A 15,576-nucleotide genomic window follows, 5' to 3' on the forward strand; every position below is an offset into this window, starting at 1 on the left:
CCCCGCAAACCACTGAGTATCACGCCCCAGGGACACCCGCACAAACACTTTCCCGCCCCGCGCCAGACATGTGGCCGACAACCCCCACACACCGCCCGGAAGCCTCGCCCGGCCGGTGCCTACGACCTGGGGAGGGGGACCAGGGGAGGGGGTCGGATCGGTCCGCGGAGTGAGGCGGGCGGCTCGGGCGCGGCGATAGCGTCGGAGAGGGCGGGCGCGCAGTGCCTGAGGCGCCCCCTGTGAGCGCGAACGGACGGGTGGTGCAGTGGCGGTGGGCGAGGGCGTGGGCGTCGGCGGGTGGCAGGGGGAGTTGCTGGACCTGGAGGGGTACCTCGGGCGGACCGGGTTCCGGGGGGAGCGGGCAGCGACCGAGGGCGTGCTGCGGGAGCTGGTGCGGGCGCATGTGACCGCACTGCCGTTCGAGAACTTCGACGCCGTGCTCGGGGCGGCCATTCCGCTTGACGTGCCGGCCGTGCAGGACAAGATGCTGCGGCGCCGACGGGGCGGATACTGCTACGAGCATGCCGCGCTCTTCGCCGCCGCTCTCGAAAGGCTCGGGTTCCGCTTCACCGCCCTGCACGGTCGCGTAACCCTCGGCTCGGAGAAGGTCACGCCCGCCACGCACGCGCTGCTGCTCGCCGAAATCCCCGGCGACGACCGCCGCTGGCTGTGCGACGTGGGGTACGGCGCCGGCCCGCTGGAGCCGCTCGAACTGCTCGACGGCGCCCGGTCCGAGGCCGGAGGGTGGCCGTTCCGGTTGGAGCGGCGGCCGGGGGAGTTCGGCATCGACCACTGGTGGCTGCACCACCGCGGCCCGGACGGCTGGGTCGACCGGCACACCTTCACGCTCACCCCGCAGCACCCCGTCGACTACGTCGGCGGCAGCCACTACGTCGGCACGCACCCCCGGTCGCCGTTCACCCGCCGCGCCTACGCCCAGCGGTTCGACGGCCGCCGCCACCAGATCCTCGACGGGGACGAATGGACGACCGTCCTCCCGGACGGCACCCGCAGCAGCCGCACCGTGCACCCGCGCGACCTGGGCCGGGTGCTGGGGGAGGAGTTCGCGATCGTCCTCGACGAGGACACCGCAGCCCTGCTCGCCGACAGGACGGCCGCCAACACCCCGCCTCCCCGATGAGGCCCGACACCTCCGCGCCGCCGCCCCGCGCCTTCGCCGCATGCACACGTGGTGGCCGAGGATCCTCCCCTCCCGGAGCGCCCCTAGGGTGCCCGTCAGGAACTGTCCAGCAGGACCCGGCCGGGGCATGCTCCCGGCCGGCGCACGCTCGCCTTCGTGGCCACCCGCCCGGCCGACCGGGCGGACCTGACCGCGGCCGCCCGCCCGCACGGTGTCAGCGCCCGTACAGGCACCGCCGCTCCGCCGCGTACGTGCCGTCCGGCAGGACCGCGTCCGTGAGCTCGAACTGCTCGCCGGCGCCGGCGCCGCCTGGGCCCGGCCACGTGAGGACGGTCCCCGCGGGCCGACTGCTGGGGAGGTGGACGGGCTGGCCGTCGGCGGCGCGGACACCGATCAGGGTGTAGGTCCGCAGGACCCGCGCGCCCGGAACCGGCTGTGCCGCCGGGCGGGCGGCGGCCCGGTGCGTCCGCGCCCGGCGCAGGAGGAAGAACACCAGGGCAACGGTGAGGCCGCCGAGCACGTCCGCCGTCCAGCCGGTGAGTACGGCGTGCATCGTCATCACTCTCCTCGCCTTCCGCGCCATGCCCGGCCGCCCCGGGGCAGCGACCGTCGCTCAGGGTCCTCGGCGGACGAACGGCCGCGCCCGGTGGAGCGCTCCCCGCCGCCGAGGCGCTCGCGCAGGGCACCGTAGTGCTCGCTGAGGTAGGCGATGGCGTGCTTCGCGGCGAGAGCGACGAGCATCGTGTACGGCGCGGGCTCGGCCAGGAGGTCGCCGGCGCCCTCGGCGACGGCCTTCAAAGGCACCTCCTGCACGACCTTGTACAGCCCGAACAGGCCCGCGCCCGGCAGCACGACGAGCGCACCCTTCGCCGCGGCCTCCCGCAGGAGGGCGAGGGCGCGCTCCGCCTGGGTCTTGACCGTCGACCCCGGCCGTTCCAGCACGGTGCCGGCCGCCGCCGCAGGCACCTGGAAGGCCTTGTGGACGACGACCGCCTCCTGCTGGCTGACGGGCAGCCGGGAGAGCGCGGAGTAGAGGACCACCTTGTCGACGACCGCCTGCGCCGGATCCGCGGACGCGCTGCAGCACACCTCCTCCACGAGCGCGGACGAAGCGTGCCTGACCGTGAGGGCGTAGCCGTCCTTGGCCACGATGCGGTAGGCCGCGCACTTCTTGTGGATCCGGTTGCGGGCAGTGGTCCAGATCGCCCGCTCCGGCCGCTCCCACCGCCCGAAGTGCCGGTACGCCTCGACCATCACCTCCTGCGCGATGTCCTCGGCGACCTCCCGGTGGTCCTCGTTGTCGGGCAGGAGGCCCCTCAGCCTGTCCAGGCAGAAGGAGCGCACCCGCGGCCGGTACAGCCGGAAGAAGCGGTCCCAGTCGTCGAGGTGGTGCAGGCACCGGTCGCACCAGCGCGACGGGTCGAGGTACTCCGCGGTCTCGTCCCCGGCCCGGTCCGGCGGTTCGGGCAGGTCCAGCAGGTCAACGGGAGCGGTGCACCCCAGGCACGGTGTGGCCGCGAAGGACAGGTCCATCATCTCGGTTCTCCTCACGACCGCCCCGGGTGGGCCGGTCGCCGTGGGTGAGGCACAGGGAACCGGATTTGGACGGGGTCGGAGAGAAGAACTTCGAAAAATCTTGGAACGGCACCCCCGCGCGGGCCGCGGAGCAGCCCGGAGAGCCGGTGCCCGCCAGGGGCACCGGCTCTTCAGCGGAGCAGGAACATCACACCATCAGCAGGAGCCGGGTCTGGGGGACCAGCTTGCGGTTGACGCTCGTGCTCTGCACGAAGATGGTGAAGTCGTCGTTGTGGTCGGGCTTGACGCGGACCTCCGCGTCCGGGAGGCCCAGCAGGGCGCGGGCCTCCGGCCCCGTGTACACCTTGTCCGTCTTCTTCTCCAGCACCGCGATCTGCTTGCGCGCCTGGACTTTCTCCGACTTGCTGAGCTGGTAGAAAGCCGAGCCGTTCTTGAAGGTGTGCCCGCATTCCACGACCCATTCGCGTATGCCCGCCTCCCGCGCCACCGGAATGAGCTCATAGCCCGACGGGTCCACCGCGGTCAGGCCGGCCGCCTTGATGGTGGCCTCGTTCACCGCGTCGCCGCCCGTGGAGAAGACCGCCTTCGAGCCGCGGATTCCCTTCGTGCGGCCCACCATGAATTTCTCCGTGGCCTCCCGGATGACCTCGCCGGCCTCCTCCAGGCCCTGGGTGCTCGTGGCGTCCCAGACGGCGATGTTGTCCCTCGGGAAGCCGCACTGCATGGCCTCCCGCTTGCCCATCTGGTCGGGCACGAGGACGGCCAGCGTCCAGTTGTCGTCCTGCGTCTCGATCATCTTGGACACCGCCTGCACCAGGGCCTTCGCGCTCTTGGAGGGCGCGTCCGCGCAGCGGTGGCTCGCGTTCTCCTGGCCGTCCGTCAGGATGAACGTCAGGAAGCTGTGGTCGCCGTACAGTTGGGCCGTCTGGGCCAGTTCCCGCTGCGACTTCAGCGTGGCCGCGAGCAGCGCCGTCATCCCGCCGACCCGGTAGAGCTGCTTCAGGGACGGCATGCGCAGCACGTCCTTGTCGTAGATGATGCACTCGACTTCGTTCGAGAAGACGTAGACCGTGACACGGGTTTCCTGGTCCAGTTCCCGCGAGCGGCGGGCCAGGTATTCGATCTGGCGGTCGGCGACTTCCACGACCTTGTTGTTCAGGTGCGACATCGACGAACTGGCGTCCAGCACAAGGGCAACGTGATTGATGTAGTTCTGGTTTCCGGACACGACCGCTCCCCGTCTTTTTCTTCCGAACCGATGTCCTTACTTTGTCACCCCCCACTGACAATCGACCCCGGCTCCGGCTCCGGTCCGGCCCGACCGGGGCGGAACGCCCGCAGCCGCCTCCTACCGCCGCCCGAACCGGGTCCGGTACGCCGACGGGGTGATGCCCGTCTCACGGCGCATCAGCGTCCGCAGACGCGCGGCGGTTCCGAGCCCGCTGCGCCGCGCCACCACCTCGAGGCGCGCCTCGCCCCGCTCGATCAAGCGGCAGGCGAGGGCGACCCGTTCCGCCGTGAGCCAGGCGAGCGGCGTCGTTCCCAACTGGGCCCGGAAACGGCGGTGCAGCGTCGCCGGGCTGACCGCCGCGCGCGCCGCGAGATCGGCCACCGACAGCGGTGCGTCCAGGCGCTCCAGCGCCCAGGCCAGGACCGGCGCGAGGGACTCGTCGGGCAGGTCGGGCACGGGGCGCTCCACGAACTGGCGCTGGCCCCCGTCGCGGTGGGCGGCGAACACCAGGCGGCGGCTCACGGCGGTTGCGACCTCAGCGCCGTGGTCGCGGCGCACGATGTGCAGCCCGAGGTCGAGCGCGGCCGCGCTGCCCGCCGCGGTGAGGATGTCGCCGTCGTCCACGAACAGCACGTCGGACTCCAGCCGGACGGACGGGAAGCGCGCCCGGAAGGAGTCCGCCCACTGCCAGTGCGCGGTGGCCCGGCGCCCGTCGAGCACACCGGCCTCCGCCAGGGTGAAGGCGCCGCTGCAGAAGCCGACCAGGCGCGCACCGCGCGCGTGGGCGCGGCGGACGGCGTCCAGCACGGCGGGGCGCCGAGGAACCTCCACGTCGGGGCGGTTCGGGACGATCAAGGTGTCCGCCGCCTCGGCCGCTTCCAGGCCGGCGACTCCCGTCAGGGTGAAGAACCCGTCCCGCATCAGGGTGCGGGGCTCGGGGGAGCAGAGCGCGAACTCGTACAGGTCACGCCCGATCTCCGGTCGGCGCAGCCCGAACACCTCGGTCGCGCAGCCGAGCTCGAAGGGGTTCGAGTTCGCGTCGACGACCACGACGACCCGGTGCGCGCCCGCCGGGCGCGGTGCGTGCGAGGATCCGTGCGGCATGTGCGATTCCTAGCACTCACACCGCCTGCCCGGCAATGCGGACGATGGGCCCATGAGCAACGCACCCGTCTCCCTCGCCAAGGCCCTGGCCTCCTTCGACGCCCTGTGGAGCCCCCGCATCGTCACGCAGGTCAACGACTACGACGTGCGCATCGCCAAGGTCGGGGGCGAGCACGTCTGGCACGCCCACGACGACACCGACGAGTTCTTCCTCGTCCTCGACGGAGAGCTGCACATCTCCCTGCGCGAGCCGGAGGGGGAGCGCACGGTCCTCCTCCCCCGGGGCTCGGTCTTCACCGTTCCCAAGGGCACGCACCACAGGCCGTACGCCCCGTCCGGCGCCGCGATCCTCATGTTCGAGCCCACGGGGACGCCGACCACCGGCGACCGCCACGACGAGGTACCGGCCCACGTCGACGTGACGACCGGTCACGCACTCGGCACACTCGGGGCCTGAACCGGCGGCCCGCCGCAGGCAGCGTCCTCCAGCGGTGGACATCGCTGCACCCGCCTGCCGCCCGGCGACCGCGTGCGCTCGCCGGGCTCGCGGACGTCTCTGCCGGGCCAGACCCCCTCGTCCGCCCCGTCCCGGCGACAGGGGCCGCGCCACGGTCGGGGCGCGCGGGGTGAGCCACGCCTTCCTCGCCGCGGCCGCCGGACACAGGGCCCCAGGTCCGGGCCCCAGGCAGCAGGCTGACCGGGCCCGCCGGCCCGTCAGAGCCAGCCCTGCTGCGCCGCCTTCAGGCCTGCCTCGAAGCGGCTCGTGGCGTGCAGGCGCTCCATCAGCGCGGCCATCTGCCGCCGGACCGTCCGCAGTGAGACCCCCAGCCGCTTCGCCGCCGCCTCATCGGTCATGCCCGACGCCAGCAGCCGCAGCAGCTCCAGCTCGGCGGCGGTCGGCTGCGTGTCGCTGGGGCGCGGGCGGTCCGCCCCGAGGGGCACCGCCGCGTTCCACGTCTGCTCGAACAGGGTGATCAGCGAGGCGACGATGCCCGGCGCGCGCGTACACAGAGCGCCCAGACGGGAGTTGGCCGGGTCGATCGGCACGACGGCGACCGTGGCCGTCCTCTCCGACCTCATCTGGGCCCATGCCCGACCAGCCCACGGACTCGAACACGTCCGGGCCAGGCCCTGCGACGCAGGCGTCGACCTCTACCTCTTCTTCCGCGCCGCCTCCGAGGCCGCCGCCCTCGACCAGGCCCGCGCCCTCCTCTCCGGCGCCCGCGCCCCGCTCCGCGCCCACGGCTACGCCACCCCGCCGCCGGGCCGCTCACCCGCCAAGGACCAAGGAACGCAGTGACCAACACCCTCCTCCAGGCCGCCCGCAAGACCGCCGTCGCCGCCCTGTCCGGCGTGCTCGGGGCCGGGCTGCTCACCGCGGCGACCGTCGCCGCCGCCCCGGCCGCCCAGGCCGCGACGACGTGCAGCGGCACCGCCTCGATCTACGGCGTCCTCCCCGACGGCCGCCTCACCTTCAGCAGCATCACGCCCGCCACGGGCGAGCTGAAGAAGGTCGTCATCGGAGCCGACCTCGGCTTCGAGCCGAAGGCGATGGCCACCCTCAACTTCAACACCGTCCTGGTCACCTCGACCGCCGGCGCCCTCTACCGCCTGGACGTCCTCACCAACAACACGTCGCTCGTACTGGAGCGCCCGCCCGTCAAGCTCTTCGACAGCGGCTGGACGCACGACAAGCTCACCTACGACGGCCACGGCCACCTGTACGGCACTGCCGGCGGCCTCCTCCTCCAGTACCTGGTGTCGCAGCCGAAGCCGACCGGTTCGGCGCACATCGGCCAGCGCAGGGAGATCGGCAGCGGCTTCGTCCTGAAGACCCTCACCGCCGCCGGCGACGACCGCCTGCTGGCGACCACGGGGGCGGGCGCCCTGTACTCGTACAGGATCGACAGCGCGGGCGGGTGGAGCCGCGACGACCTGAAGGCCTCGGGCTGGTCCGCCTTCGACCAGCTCGTCTCGCCCGGCGGCGGCCTCTACTACGGCCGGATCGCCACCACCGGCGCCATGTACTGGTACAAGGACGCCGATCCGGCCGACGGCAGCGGCAGCGACATCGCCTACCACAACGACACGCCCGTCAACACCGGCGGCTGGACGCAGCAGCTGCTCTCCGCCCAGCCGGGCACGTTCACCTGCACCACCGCCGCGGACCCGCTCGACGGCCGCGACATCCCCGCCGTGAAGGCGGCCGGCCGCGACCTGATGAACCGCCACGACGGCGGCGTCTGGAACAACTCCACCCAGTGGAGCTGCCTGGAGCAGCTCTGGGACAGGGAGAGCGGCTGGCGCTACTGGGCCGACAACCCGAGCTCCAGCGCGTACGGCATTCCCCAGGCCCTGCCCGGCTCCAAGATGGACGCCTTCGGCGACGACTGGCGCACCAACCCGATCACGCAGATCAAGTGGGGCCTGTCGTACATCGACGGCCGGTACGGCACGCCGTGCGGCGCCTGGAACCACTTCCTGAAGAACAACTGGTACTGACGCGCGCCGCGGCCGCGGCCCCGGCCGCACCCCGCGCCTCGTACCCCCCGGCCTCATGCTCTTCCGCCCCGCCCGGCTCAGGGCTGTCCGAAACCACCGGAGAAGAACCCATGCGTCGCTCGTCGTCCCGCACGCTCCGCCTCACCGCGACCCTCGCCGCGGCCGCGACCTCCCTCGGCCTGGTCACCCTCACCACGGCGACGCCGGCCCAGGCGGCCGCCATCTGCGGCGGCAACGTCTCCGTCTACGGCACCCTGCCGGACGGGCGCCTCACGTACACGGCGATATCCCCGACCACCGGCGACCGCGTCAAGACGCTGATCGGCGCGAACCCGGGCTTCACGCCGAAGGCGATGGCCACCCTCAACTTCAACACGGTCCTCGTGACGTCCACGGCGGGCGAGCTGTACCGCGTCGACATCCAGACCAACGACAGCGCCCTGGCACTGGCCGGCGTGACCAGGATCTGGGACAGCGGCTGGACCTTCGACAAGATGGTCTACGACGGCGCCGGCCACCTCTACGGCACGGTCGCGGGCCAGCTCCACCGCTACAACGTCTCCCAGGCCAAGCCCGCCGGCCCGGCGCACATCGCCAAGCACGTCGTGATCGACGAGGGCTTCGTCCTCAAGACCCTCGCCGCGGCCGGCGACGACGTCCTCGTCGCCACCACCGCCGACGGCAGGCTGCTCTCGTACCAGATCAACGGCGTCGGCGACTGGGAGCGCTCCGAACTGAAGAGCAGCGGCTGGTCGGCGGTCGACAGCCTCGTCTCGCCCGGCGGCGGCCTCTACTACGGCCGCACGAACGGCGGCATGTACTGGTACCACGACGCCGACCCCACCGACGGCAGGGGCGGCGACATCGCCTACCACTCCGACGACCCGGTCGACGCGAGCGGCTGGACGCAGACCCTGCTCTCCGCGTACGCCAACGACTGCACCTACCAGCCGCCGGCACCCCCGACCCCGACCCCGTCCACCCGCGGCGGCCAGATCACCCGTACCGAGATCATGAGCCGCGCCGTGAACTGGCTGAACCGCGACATCCCGTACAGCCAGAGCGCGTACGCCTCCGACCCGGACGGCGGCCACTCGTACCGCACGGACTGCTCGGGCTTCATCTCGATGGCCTGGCACGCCGGCAGCAGCTACACCACCGCCACCCTCCCGGGCGTCAGCGCCACCATCTCCAAGTCGGACCTCCAGCCGGGGGACGCGCTGAACACGTCGTCCGGGCACGTGGTGCTCTTCGAGAAGTGGGTCGACAAGGCGGCCGGCAAGTTCTCGTACATCCACCAGTCGAACCCGAACGACGACATGATGCGCGGCCAGGACTACCTCAACGGCGGCTCGGACGGCCGCATCGCCGGGCACGCGGCGTCGGGGTACGTGGCCCTCCGCTACGACAAGGTGATCAACGGCTGACACCGGCACACCCCGGGGCCCGCGGGCCGCAGCACGCAGGCTGCGCACCGCGGGCTCCGCTGTTGCCGGGCGCGTTCAGATTCAGATCATTGCAACGGAAGCCTCTTGTGTATTGCATTACCGCTCATGCTCACCGCAATGATTACAAGTCAACTACCTGCACAAACGTAAATATCAAGCAGTAGGCATGTTGATGCTTGCTCAAACGCAACGTAGCTTTTCTGGTGTCGGAAACAAGAGCGAACGCCCCCAAACGGAGGACGACACCATGACGACGACCCCCTCACCCTGGACCGGCACGGTCACCGTCGACGACACCGCACTCGCGGTGACCGACACCGGCGGCCCCGGCCGCCCCGTGGTCTACCTCAACGGCTGCTACGCCGACCGGTCGCACTGGCGCCGCGTCATCGCCGACCTCGGCGGCACCGACTTCCGCCACATCACGTTCGACGCGCGCGGCCGCGGCAGGTCGCAGCGCTCCGCGGACTACTCCTTCGAGGCGTGCCTCCGCGACATCGACGCGGTCCTCGCCGCGCGCGCCGTGGAACAGCCGATCGTGGTGGGCTGGTCCTACGGCGCCGCACTCGCCGTCAACTGGGCCGCCCGCAACCCCGGCCGCGCCCGGGGCACGGTGTGCGTGGACGGAGCGCTGCCGCACGAATGGCTCGACGACGCCGCCCGCGAGAAGATCCGCAAGCTGTTCCGTCGGCTGAGCCCGCTGTTCCCGGTCGCCCGCCGACTCGGCCTGGCGGCCCGCATGAGCGCCGCGCAACACGCCGAGATCAACATCGAGGCGAACGAACTCTGCGCGCCGGCCGTCCTCGACCCCGTCCTGGACAGCCTGACCCTCCCGGTCCGCTACGTCCTCGCCACCGGCGGCAACCTGGGCGGGGAAGCACAGCTGATGGAGAAGATCCGGGCCGACCTGACCCCGGCCACCCTCCGCAACCCGCACATCCGCATCGCCGCGAAGGCCCCCAGCAACCACTCGAAGATCCTCCGCAACGACTTCCGCGCCGTAGCGGACACCGTCCGCGAACTCGCGGGCGCCCCGCGCAGCCCCCAGGCGGCCTGACCCGTGACGCCCCCACCGCACCGGAACCCGGCCGCCGCAGCGAATTCGCCCGCGGCGACCGGTGCCGCGGGGCACACCGGTCAGGGCCGGCGCGCCCCGCGGGCCGCACGTTCCCGCCACAGGCAGTAGACGCCGGCCGGATCGCTCCAGGAACTCCAGGGTCGCGCACCCACCGAGCCGTCGACGAGCCGGAACTGCGCGAGCGCCTCGTCGTACCGCTTCTGCCGGGTCAGGAAGTAGGCCAGCAGGTGCCGTACTTCCGCCGTGTTCGGGTGCCCGGCGGGTGCCGCGGCCACGTCCGCGAGTGCGGCGTCGACCGCGGCCGTCAGCTCCGGAGTCCTGAAGTCGCCCGCCTTCGCGCCGTCGTCGTGGTGCTCGTACCACGCGATCAGCGGCAGCGCCGCGAGCAGGCTCCCGCGAGGGGCCGTTGCCGCGGCCTCCCGCGCGAACGACGCGGCCAGCTCCTCCGAGCCGCGCCACTTCGCGCACCAGAACTGAAGCGCCGCGCAGTGAGCGGCGTAGTGGTACGGGTCGCGGGCCGTGATCTCCTTCCACAGAGTCTGCATGTCCGCATGGGAGCGGCCGAGGCCCACCGCCACCCAGATCTCGTTGACGTGGGGTCCGGGGTCGTCCGGATTCAGATCCGCTGCACGTGCGTTCTCGGCCGGCGCCTGGACCAGGGTGCTGTGGAACCCCGCGAACTGCTCACGGCTGGTGTCCTTCGCCCAGCCGCCGCCCCGCAGGTGCCAGGCCAGCGCGATCGTGGCCTGCGCCCGTACGAGCACTGCGTCCGGGTCGTCCGGGCCGACGGAAGCCTCCCACGCGGCCAGCCAGCTGTCCGGGCGGGCGGCCCGGTGGTCGCCGAACGCCGCGGTGTAGTGGGAGCGGCGAGCCCAGTCCCTGCGCTCCCGGCTCGATGCGAGCAGCCGTGCGGCAGGCTCCCATATGCCGCGTGCGGCGGCGGCCTGCGCCAGTTCCAGCTCGGGTTCGGGAGCCGCCCGGGACGCATTCTGCTGCGAGGCGGGAAGCAGCCCCAACTTCTGGGCCTTGGCGGACGGATCGCGGGAGGAGGAACCACCGGTGGTGCTGCGGTAGTAGACGACCGCCACGGCGATGGCGACGGCGATGGCGAGGGCACGTGCGATGTCCACCATCACGCACTGCCTCTCCGGCGGGCGCCCGCCACGGGCACGGCGGTGCACGGCGCGCGCACGGATACAGCCATGAAGCGGTTTTCCCCCGGTTCGAGAAACAGGTCGGTCGGGAGCGGGCCGGGAGCACCCCGGCGCCCCGCAAGTCCGTTCCCCGTGGAAGGCGATCATCGCATGATCTGCTGCTTCCCTGGACTGCAAGGCGGGCCGGTGAGGGGATGTAGACCACCCCGCGACGCCCGCCGGGGCGAGCCCCCTTCGGTCCTCGCCCCGGCGCTCGAACGTCGCCGTCAGCTGATGACGTCACCTCGTACACCTACCTGGGCGGCGCCGCCTGGGCGAAGAGCACCGACGAGTTCACCAAGGCCGAGGACTGCGTCCACTCCGTGTCGCGCGGCTACGGCCTGGTGCAGACCCGCACCGGCGCGGCGGACGACCCGAAGACGCTGACGGAGACGCGCTACTTCCGCGGCCTCGACGGCAAGGAGGTCAAGGACTCCGCCGGGGCAGCCGTCACCGACCGGGACGTCTTCGCCGGCACCCCGCGCGAGACCGCGCTCGACAACGGCGACGACACGGCCAAGCTCCTGACGGCCATGTCCGTCACGCCGTGGGTCTCGGCCCTCAGTGCCACCCGCATGCGCGCGGGCCTGCCCGACCTGGTCGCCGTCAAGACGGGCACGGAGAAGCAGTCCACCCGCACGACGACCGCCGGCGGCACCCGCACGGTCGAGTCCACCACCCACCACGACGACCTCGGCATGGTGGACTGGGTCTCGGAGACCGGCGACACGGCCAAGACCGGCGACGAGAAGTGCACCAGCAGAACGACGGGGGCGACGGCTACGACACCGTCTCCAGCGTCCCCTCGACCTGCGGCCCTGCGAAGAACGAGCTCTGCTACGACATCCACGGACGCCAGCTCGCCTCGGCCGACGCCTACGGCAAGGTCACCACGACCGCGTACACGCCGGCCACGGGCGAGGCGCCCACCTCGATGACGGTCACCAACCCGCTGGGCCACACCGTCACGTCCGAGGTCGACCCGCTGCGCTCGCAGCCGGTGAAGGTCACCGACGCCAACGGCAAGGCCACCAGCACGGCCTACGACGCCCTCGGCCGCATGACAAAGGTCTGGCTGCCGAACCGGCTGATGGCCACCTACCCCGATTCCCCCAGCCGCGTCTTCGCGTACACGATCCGCAACAGCGGCCCGAACGTCACCACGTCGAAGACCCTGACCCACGACCAGAAGTACTCCGTCGTCCACTCCATCCAGGACGGCCTGCTGCGCGAGCGCCAGACGCAGACGCAGTCGCCCGACCTGGCCGGACGCCTCGTCTCGGAGACGTTCTACGACACCCGCGGCCTGGCCTGGCGCAGCTCCGGCACCTACTACGCCGACGGAGCCCCGTCGCCCGACCTGGTGACCGGTGCCGAGACCGCCTACCCGTCGTCCACCAACACCGTCTTCGACGGCGCCGGCCGGCCCACGGCGGTCATCGCCAAGAAGTTCGGCACCGAGACCCGCCGCACCACCACCAGCTACACCGGCGACACCACCACGGTCGTCCCGCCCGCGGGCGGAGTGGCCACCACCGACGTCACCGACGCCCTCGGCCGCGTCATCGAGCGCAAGCAGTACACCGACCCCGCCCGGACGGCATCCCAGTCGACGCACTACACGTACAACAAGCTGGGGCTGCTGGCGCAGGTCACCGACCCGGGCAACGCGAAGTGGACGTACACCTACGACGTCCGCGGCCGCCAGATCGAGGCGAGCGACCCCGACAAGGGCGTCACCAAGACCGCCTACGACGCCGGGGACCGGACGACCGACGTCACCGACGCCCGCGGCATCACCCTCCACACCGACTACGACGACCTCGGCCGTCCGGTCGCGACCAAGCAGGGCGCGACCACCCTGACGGCGCACGTCCACGACACCGTCGCCAAGGGGCACCCGGCCAAGTCCGTCCGCTACGAGGGCGGCAAGGCGTACGAGTCGGAGATCCTCTCCTACAACGACCTGTACCAGCCGCTCGCCACGACGGTGACCATCCCGGCCACCCCGGATACGGGGGCCCTGGCCGGCACCTACCAGTGGACGAACACCTACAACATCGCCGGCCAGGTCCTCACCACCAAGCACCCCGCGATCGGCGGCCTGCCGGCGGAGACGGTCGGCAGCACCTACAAGTCGGTCTCAGGCCTCCTCAACAGCATGGGCGCCGGCACCACCCGACTCGTGTCGGCCATGGCGTACGACCACTACGGCCGCACCACCCGCTCCGAGCACGGAGCCCTCGGCCAGCGCCTGTACCGCACCACCGAGTACGACGAGCACACCGGCCAGGTCACCCGCTCCTACACCGACCGCGACACCGCACCCCAGCGGATCGAGGACACCAAGTACGGCTACAACCCGGCCGGCAGCATCACGTCCATCGCCACCGCGTACGGGCAGGACGCGCTGCGCACCACGGACACCCAGTGCGTCAACCTCGACGCGCTGAACCGCATCACGCAGGCGTGGACCAACCAGGGCGAGACCTGCGCGGCGGCCCCGTCGGCGGCTGTCATCGGCGGCGAGGACCCGTACTGGACCTCGTACACCTATGACGCGGTCGGCAACCGCAAGACCGAACCAAGCGCAAGACGGCCTCGGGCCCGGCGGCCGACATCGTCCGCACCTACCAGGCCCCGACGCCGGGCAAGCACGACCTGCCCAAGGTCACGCAGACCGGAGTCGACCCGCACGAGGAGGTCTTCACCTACGACGCGGCCGGCAACACCAAGACCCGCAAGACCGGCGCGGACACCGAGACGCAGTACCTCGACTGGGACTCTGAAGGCCACCTGAAGACCCTCAACCAGGGCACCTCCAGCAACTCCTTCGTCTACGACACCGCGGGCCAGCGCCTGCTCCGCAAGGACAGCAAGGGCACCACGCTGTACCTGCCGGGCGGCAACGAACTGCGCCTGGACAAGGCCGGCGCCGTGTCGGGCACCCGCTACTACGGCGGCGTGGCGATGCGCGAGGGCGGCAAGCTGACGTACCTCTTCGCCGACCACCACGGCACGGGCACCATCCAGGTGACCGGGGACGCGGCGCAGACGGTGACCCGCCGCAAGACGGGCATCTTCGGCGAGGCCCGGGGCCCGCAGCCGGAGTCGTGGGCGGGCGACAAGGGCTTCGTCGGCGGCACTAAGGACACCGACACCGGCCTCACCCACCTGGGAGCCCGCGAGTACGACCCGCTGACGGGCCGCTTCATCTCGGTCGACCCGATCATGGACCTGTCCAGCTCGCAGCAGATGCACGGGTACGTCTACTCCAGCAACAACCCGGTCACGCTCTCCGACCCGTCGGGCCTGATCGAGACGGACTGCCTGAACGGCCACTGCGATGGCAACTACGACCCGCGCGACGACAAGAAGCCGGCCGATGACCCCACCCGCAAGAAGGGGATAACGGGAAGCTACGACAGCTACAACCGGTACCGGGCTCCAACCGCACTGGAGGACAACTACGGACTTTCGATCCGGCTTCCCAAGGAGCAGAAGCAGCTCTTCATCCAGATTTACATTCAGCAGTACGTCAAGCAGACCTTGAGGTTCGGTCGGAGTTACGGGTTTTCCGAGCAGGATGACTGGATCATCAAGACGCAGGCGATGATCAATGCCTGCCAAGAGATCAAGTGCGCTGAGCTCAGGGACTACGTGATCCAGCACGGCCTCGCCGTCGAAGCCGTGTACGGGCCCTTCGAGGGTCGCAACATCAATGTCCGGGCGACGCCGAGGGCGATGCCCGCGAACTACCGCAAGATATCGACGGAGAAGGTGACCGGCTGCCAGTGCTTCCTCGCGGGCACGAAGGTCGAGATGGCCGACGGCACGACCAAGAGCATCGAGGACGTGCAACTCGGCGACGAGGTCAGGGCCACCGACCCGCGCTCCGGCGAAACCGGCAAGCGCCCCGTCACCCGCCTGATCGTCACCGAGAACGACAAGCACTTCAACAAGCTGTCCATCGCGACGCCGGAAGGCATCACGGAACTCACAGCAACCTACGAGCACCCCTTCTGGTCGCCATCTGAAAACGCCTGGCTGGACGCCGCCGACCTGAGGCCCGGCATGACGCTCCAGACGAGCGACGGCACCACGGCCATCCTGACAGCGAACCACCCCTTCACCCAGCACGCAAAGACGTACAACCTCACGGTCGCAGACCTCCACACGTACTACGTGCTGGCGGGCGGGACGCCCGTCCTGGTACACAATGCCAACTGCGGGCCAGCAGAGTATTATCGCGGTGCCAAGGACGGTCAGCCGAGCTTTGTGCCGAGGCCGAACGACTACAAGGTGGACGCCGAGACGGGATTCGTGAAGGAAACGCACGGTGT

Annotated in this window: 12 protein-coding genes and 2 pseudogenes; 8 read left to right on the forward strand and 6 right to left on the reverse strand. The window is 71.2% G+C overall.

What is annotated here, in order from left to right:
• Positions 1-265 precede the first annotated feature (265 nt).
• Positions 266-1,141, forward strand: a complete 876-nt coding sequence (locus tag C0216_RS32400; RefSeq protein WP_114059344.1) for an arylamine N-acetyltransferase family protein — start codon at positions 266-268, stop codon at positions 1,139-1,141.
• Between the two features lie 214 nt (positions 1,142-1,355).
• Here C0216_RS32400 and C0216_RS32405 read toward each other — a convergent pair whose 3' ends face one another.
• The 4 genes from C0216_RS32405 to C0216_RS32420 form a co-directional block, all read right to left on the reverse strand.
• Positions 1,356-1,700 (reverse strand): hypothetical protein, encoded by a 345-nt coding sequence (locus tag C0216_RS32405; RefSeq protein ID WP_114059345.1) that lies wholly within the window; start codon positions 1,698-1,700, stop codon positions 1,356-1,358.
• Positions 1,700-2,677, reverse strand: coding sequence for an RNA polymerase sigma factor (locus tag C0216_RS32410; protein ID WP_114059346.1), 978 nt, complete (start codon positions 2,675-2,677; stop codon positions 1,700-1,702). Before C0216_RS32410 ends, C0216_RS32405 begins: the two co-directional genes overlap by 1 nt.
• A gap of 187 nt (positions 2,678-2,864) precedes the next feature.
• Complete coding sequence (locus C0216_RS32415; protein ID WP_114059347.1) at positions 2,865-3,905, reverse strand: vWA domain-containing protein; 1,041 nt, start codon at positions 3,903-3,905, stop codon at positions 2,865-2,867.
• A 120-nt stretch (positions 3,906-4,025) separates the two neighbouring features.
• Positions 4,026-5,012, reverse strand: a complete 987-nt coding sequence (locus tag C0216_RS32420) for a GlxA family transcriptional regulator (RefSeq protein ID WP_114059348.1) — start codon at positions 5,010-5,012, stop codon at positions 4,026-4,028.
• Between the two features lie 52 nt (positions 5,013-5,064).
• On the opposite strand from C0216_RS32420, the gene C0216_RS32425 reads away from it, so the two are divergent.
• Positions 5,065-5,469, forward strand: a complete 405-nt coding sequence (locus C0216_RS32425; RefSeq protein WP_114059349.1) for a cupin domain-containing protein — start codon at positions 5,065-5,067, stop codon at positions 5,467-5,469.
• Positions 5,470-5,726: 257 nt separating this feature from the next.
• Here C0216_RS32425 and C0216_RS32430 read toward each other — a convergent pair.
• Positions 5,727-6,065, reverse strand: a pseudogene (locus C0216_RS32430) (LuxR C-terminal-related transcriptional regulator); the annotation flags it as partial.
• Positions 6,066-6,069: 4 nt separating this feature from the next.
• Here C0216_RS32430 and C0216_RS34030 point away from each other — a divergent pair.
• The 4 genes from C0216_RS34030 (at position 6,070) to C0216_RS32450 (ending at position 10,019) form a co-directional block, all read left to right on the forward strand.
• Positions 6,070-6,312, forward strand: coding sequence for a hypothetical protein (locus tag C0216_RS34030; RefSeq protein WP_174250580.1), 243 nt, complete (start codon positions 6,070-6,072; stop codon positions 6,310-6,312).
• Entirely contained in the window at positions 6,309-7,514 is a 1,206-nt protein-coding gene (locus tag C0216_RS32440) for a tachylectin-related carbohydrate-binding protein (RefSeq protein WP_246043017.1), read from the forward strand. Before C0216_RS34030 ends, C0216_RS32440 begins: the two co-directional genes overlap by 4 nt.
• Before the next feature lie 110 nt (positions 7,515-7,624).
• Complete coding sequence (locus C0216_RS32445) at positions 7,625-8,941, forward strand: hypothetical protein (protein WP_114059351.1); 1,317 nt, start codon at positions 7,625-7,627, stop codon at positions 8,939-8,941.
• Between the two features lie 268 nt (positions 8,942-9,209).
• Positions 9,210-10,019 carry an alpha/beta fold hydrolase gene (locus C0216_RS32450; RefSeq protein WP_114059352.1) on the forward strand — a complete coding sequence of 270 codons (810 nt, stop codon included), beginning with the start codon at positions 9,210-9,212 and terminating at the stop codon, positions 10,017-10,019.
• A gap of 80 nt (positions 10,020-10,099) precedes the next feature.
• Here C0216_RS32450 and C0216_RS32455 read toward each other — a convergent pair whose 3' ends face one another.
• Positions 10,100-11,173, reverse strand: coding sequence for a hypothetical protein (locus C0216_RS32455; protein WP_114059353.1), 1,074 nt, complete (start codon positions 11,171-11,173; stop codon positions 10,100-10,102).
• 811 nt (positions 11,174-11,984) lie between these two features.
• Between C0216_RS32455 and C0216_RS35265 the strand changes: the two genes are divergently transcribed.
• Together C0216_RS35265 and C0216_RS35270 are read left to right on the forward strand one after the other, a co-directional pair.
• Positions 11,985-14,033 carry a hypothetical protein gene (locus C0216_RS35265; RefSeq protein ID WP_114059355.1) on the forward strand — a complete coding sequence of 683 codons (2,049 nt, stop codon included), beginning with the start codon at positions 11,985-11,987 and terminating at the stop codon, positions 14,031-14,033.
• A gap of 350 nt (positions 14,034-14,383) precedes the next feature.
• Positions 14,384-15,469, forward strand: a pseudogene (locus C0216_RS35270) (polymorphic toxin-type HINT domain-containing protein); the annotation flags it as partial.
• Between the last annotated feature and the right edge of the window lie 107 nt (positions 15,470-15,576).

It is taken from the genome of Streptomyces globosus (assembly GCF_003325375.1).
Classification (GTDB): Bacteria; Actinomycetota; Actinomycetes; order Streptomycetales; family Streptomycetaceae; genus Streptomyces; species Streptomyces globosus_A.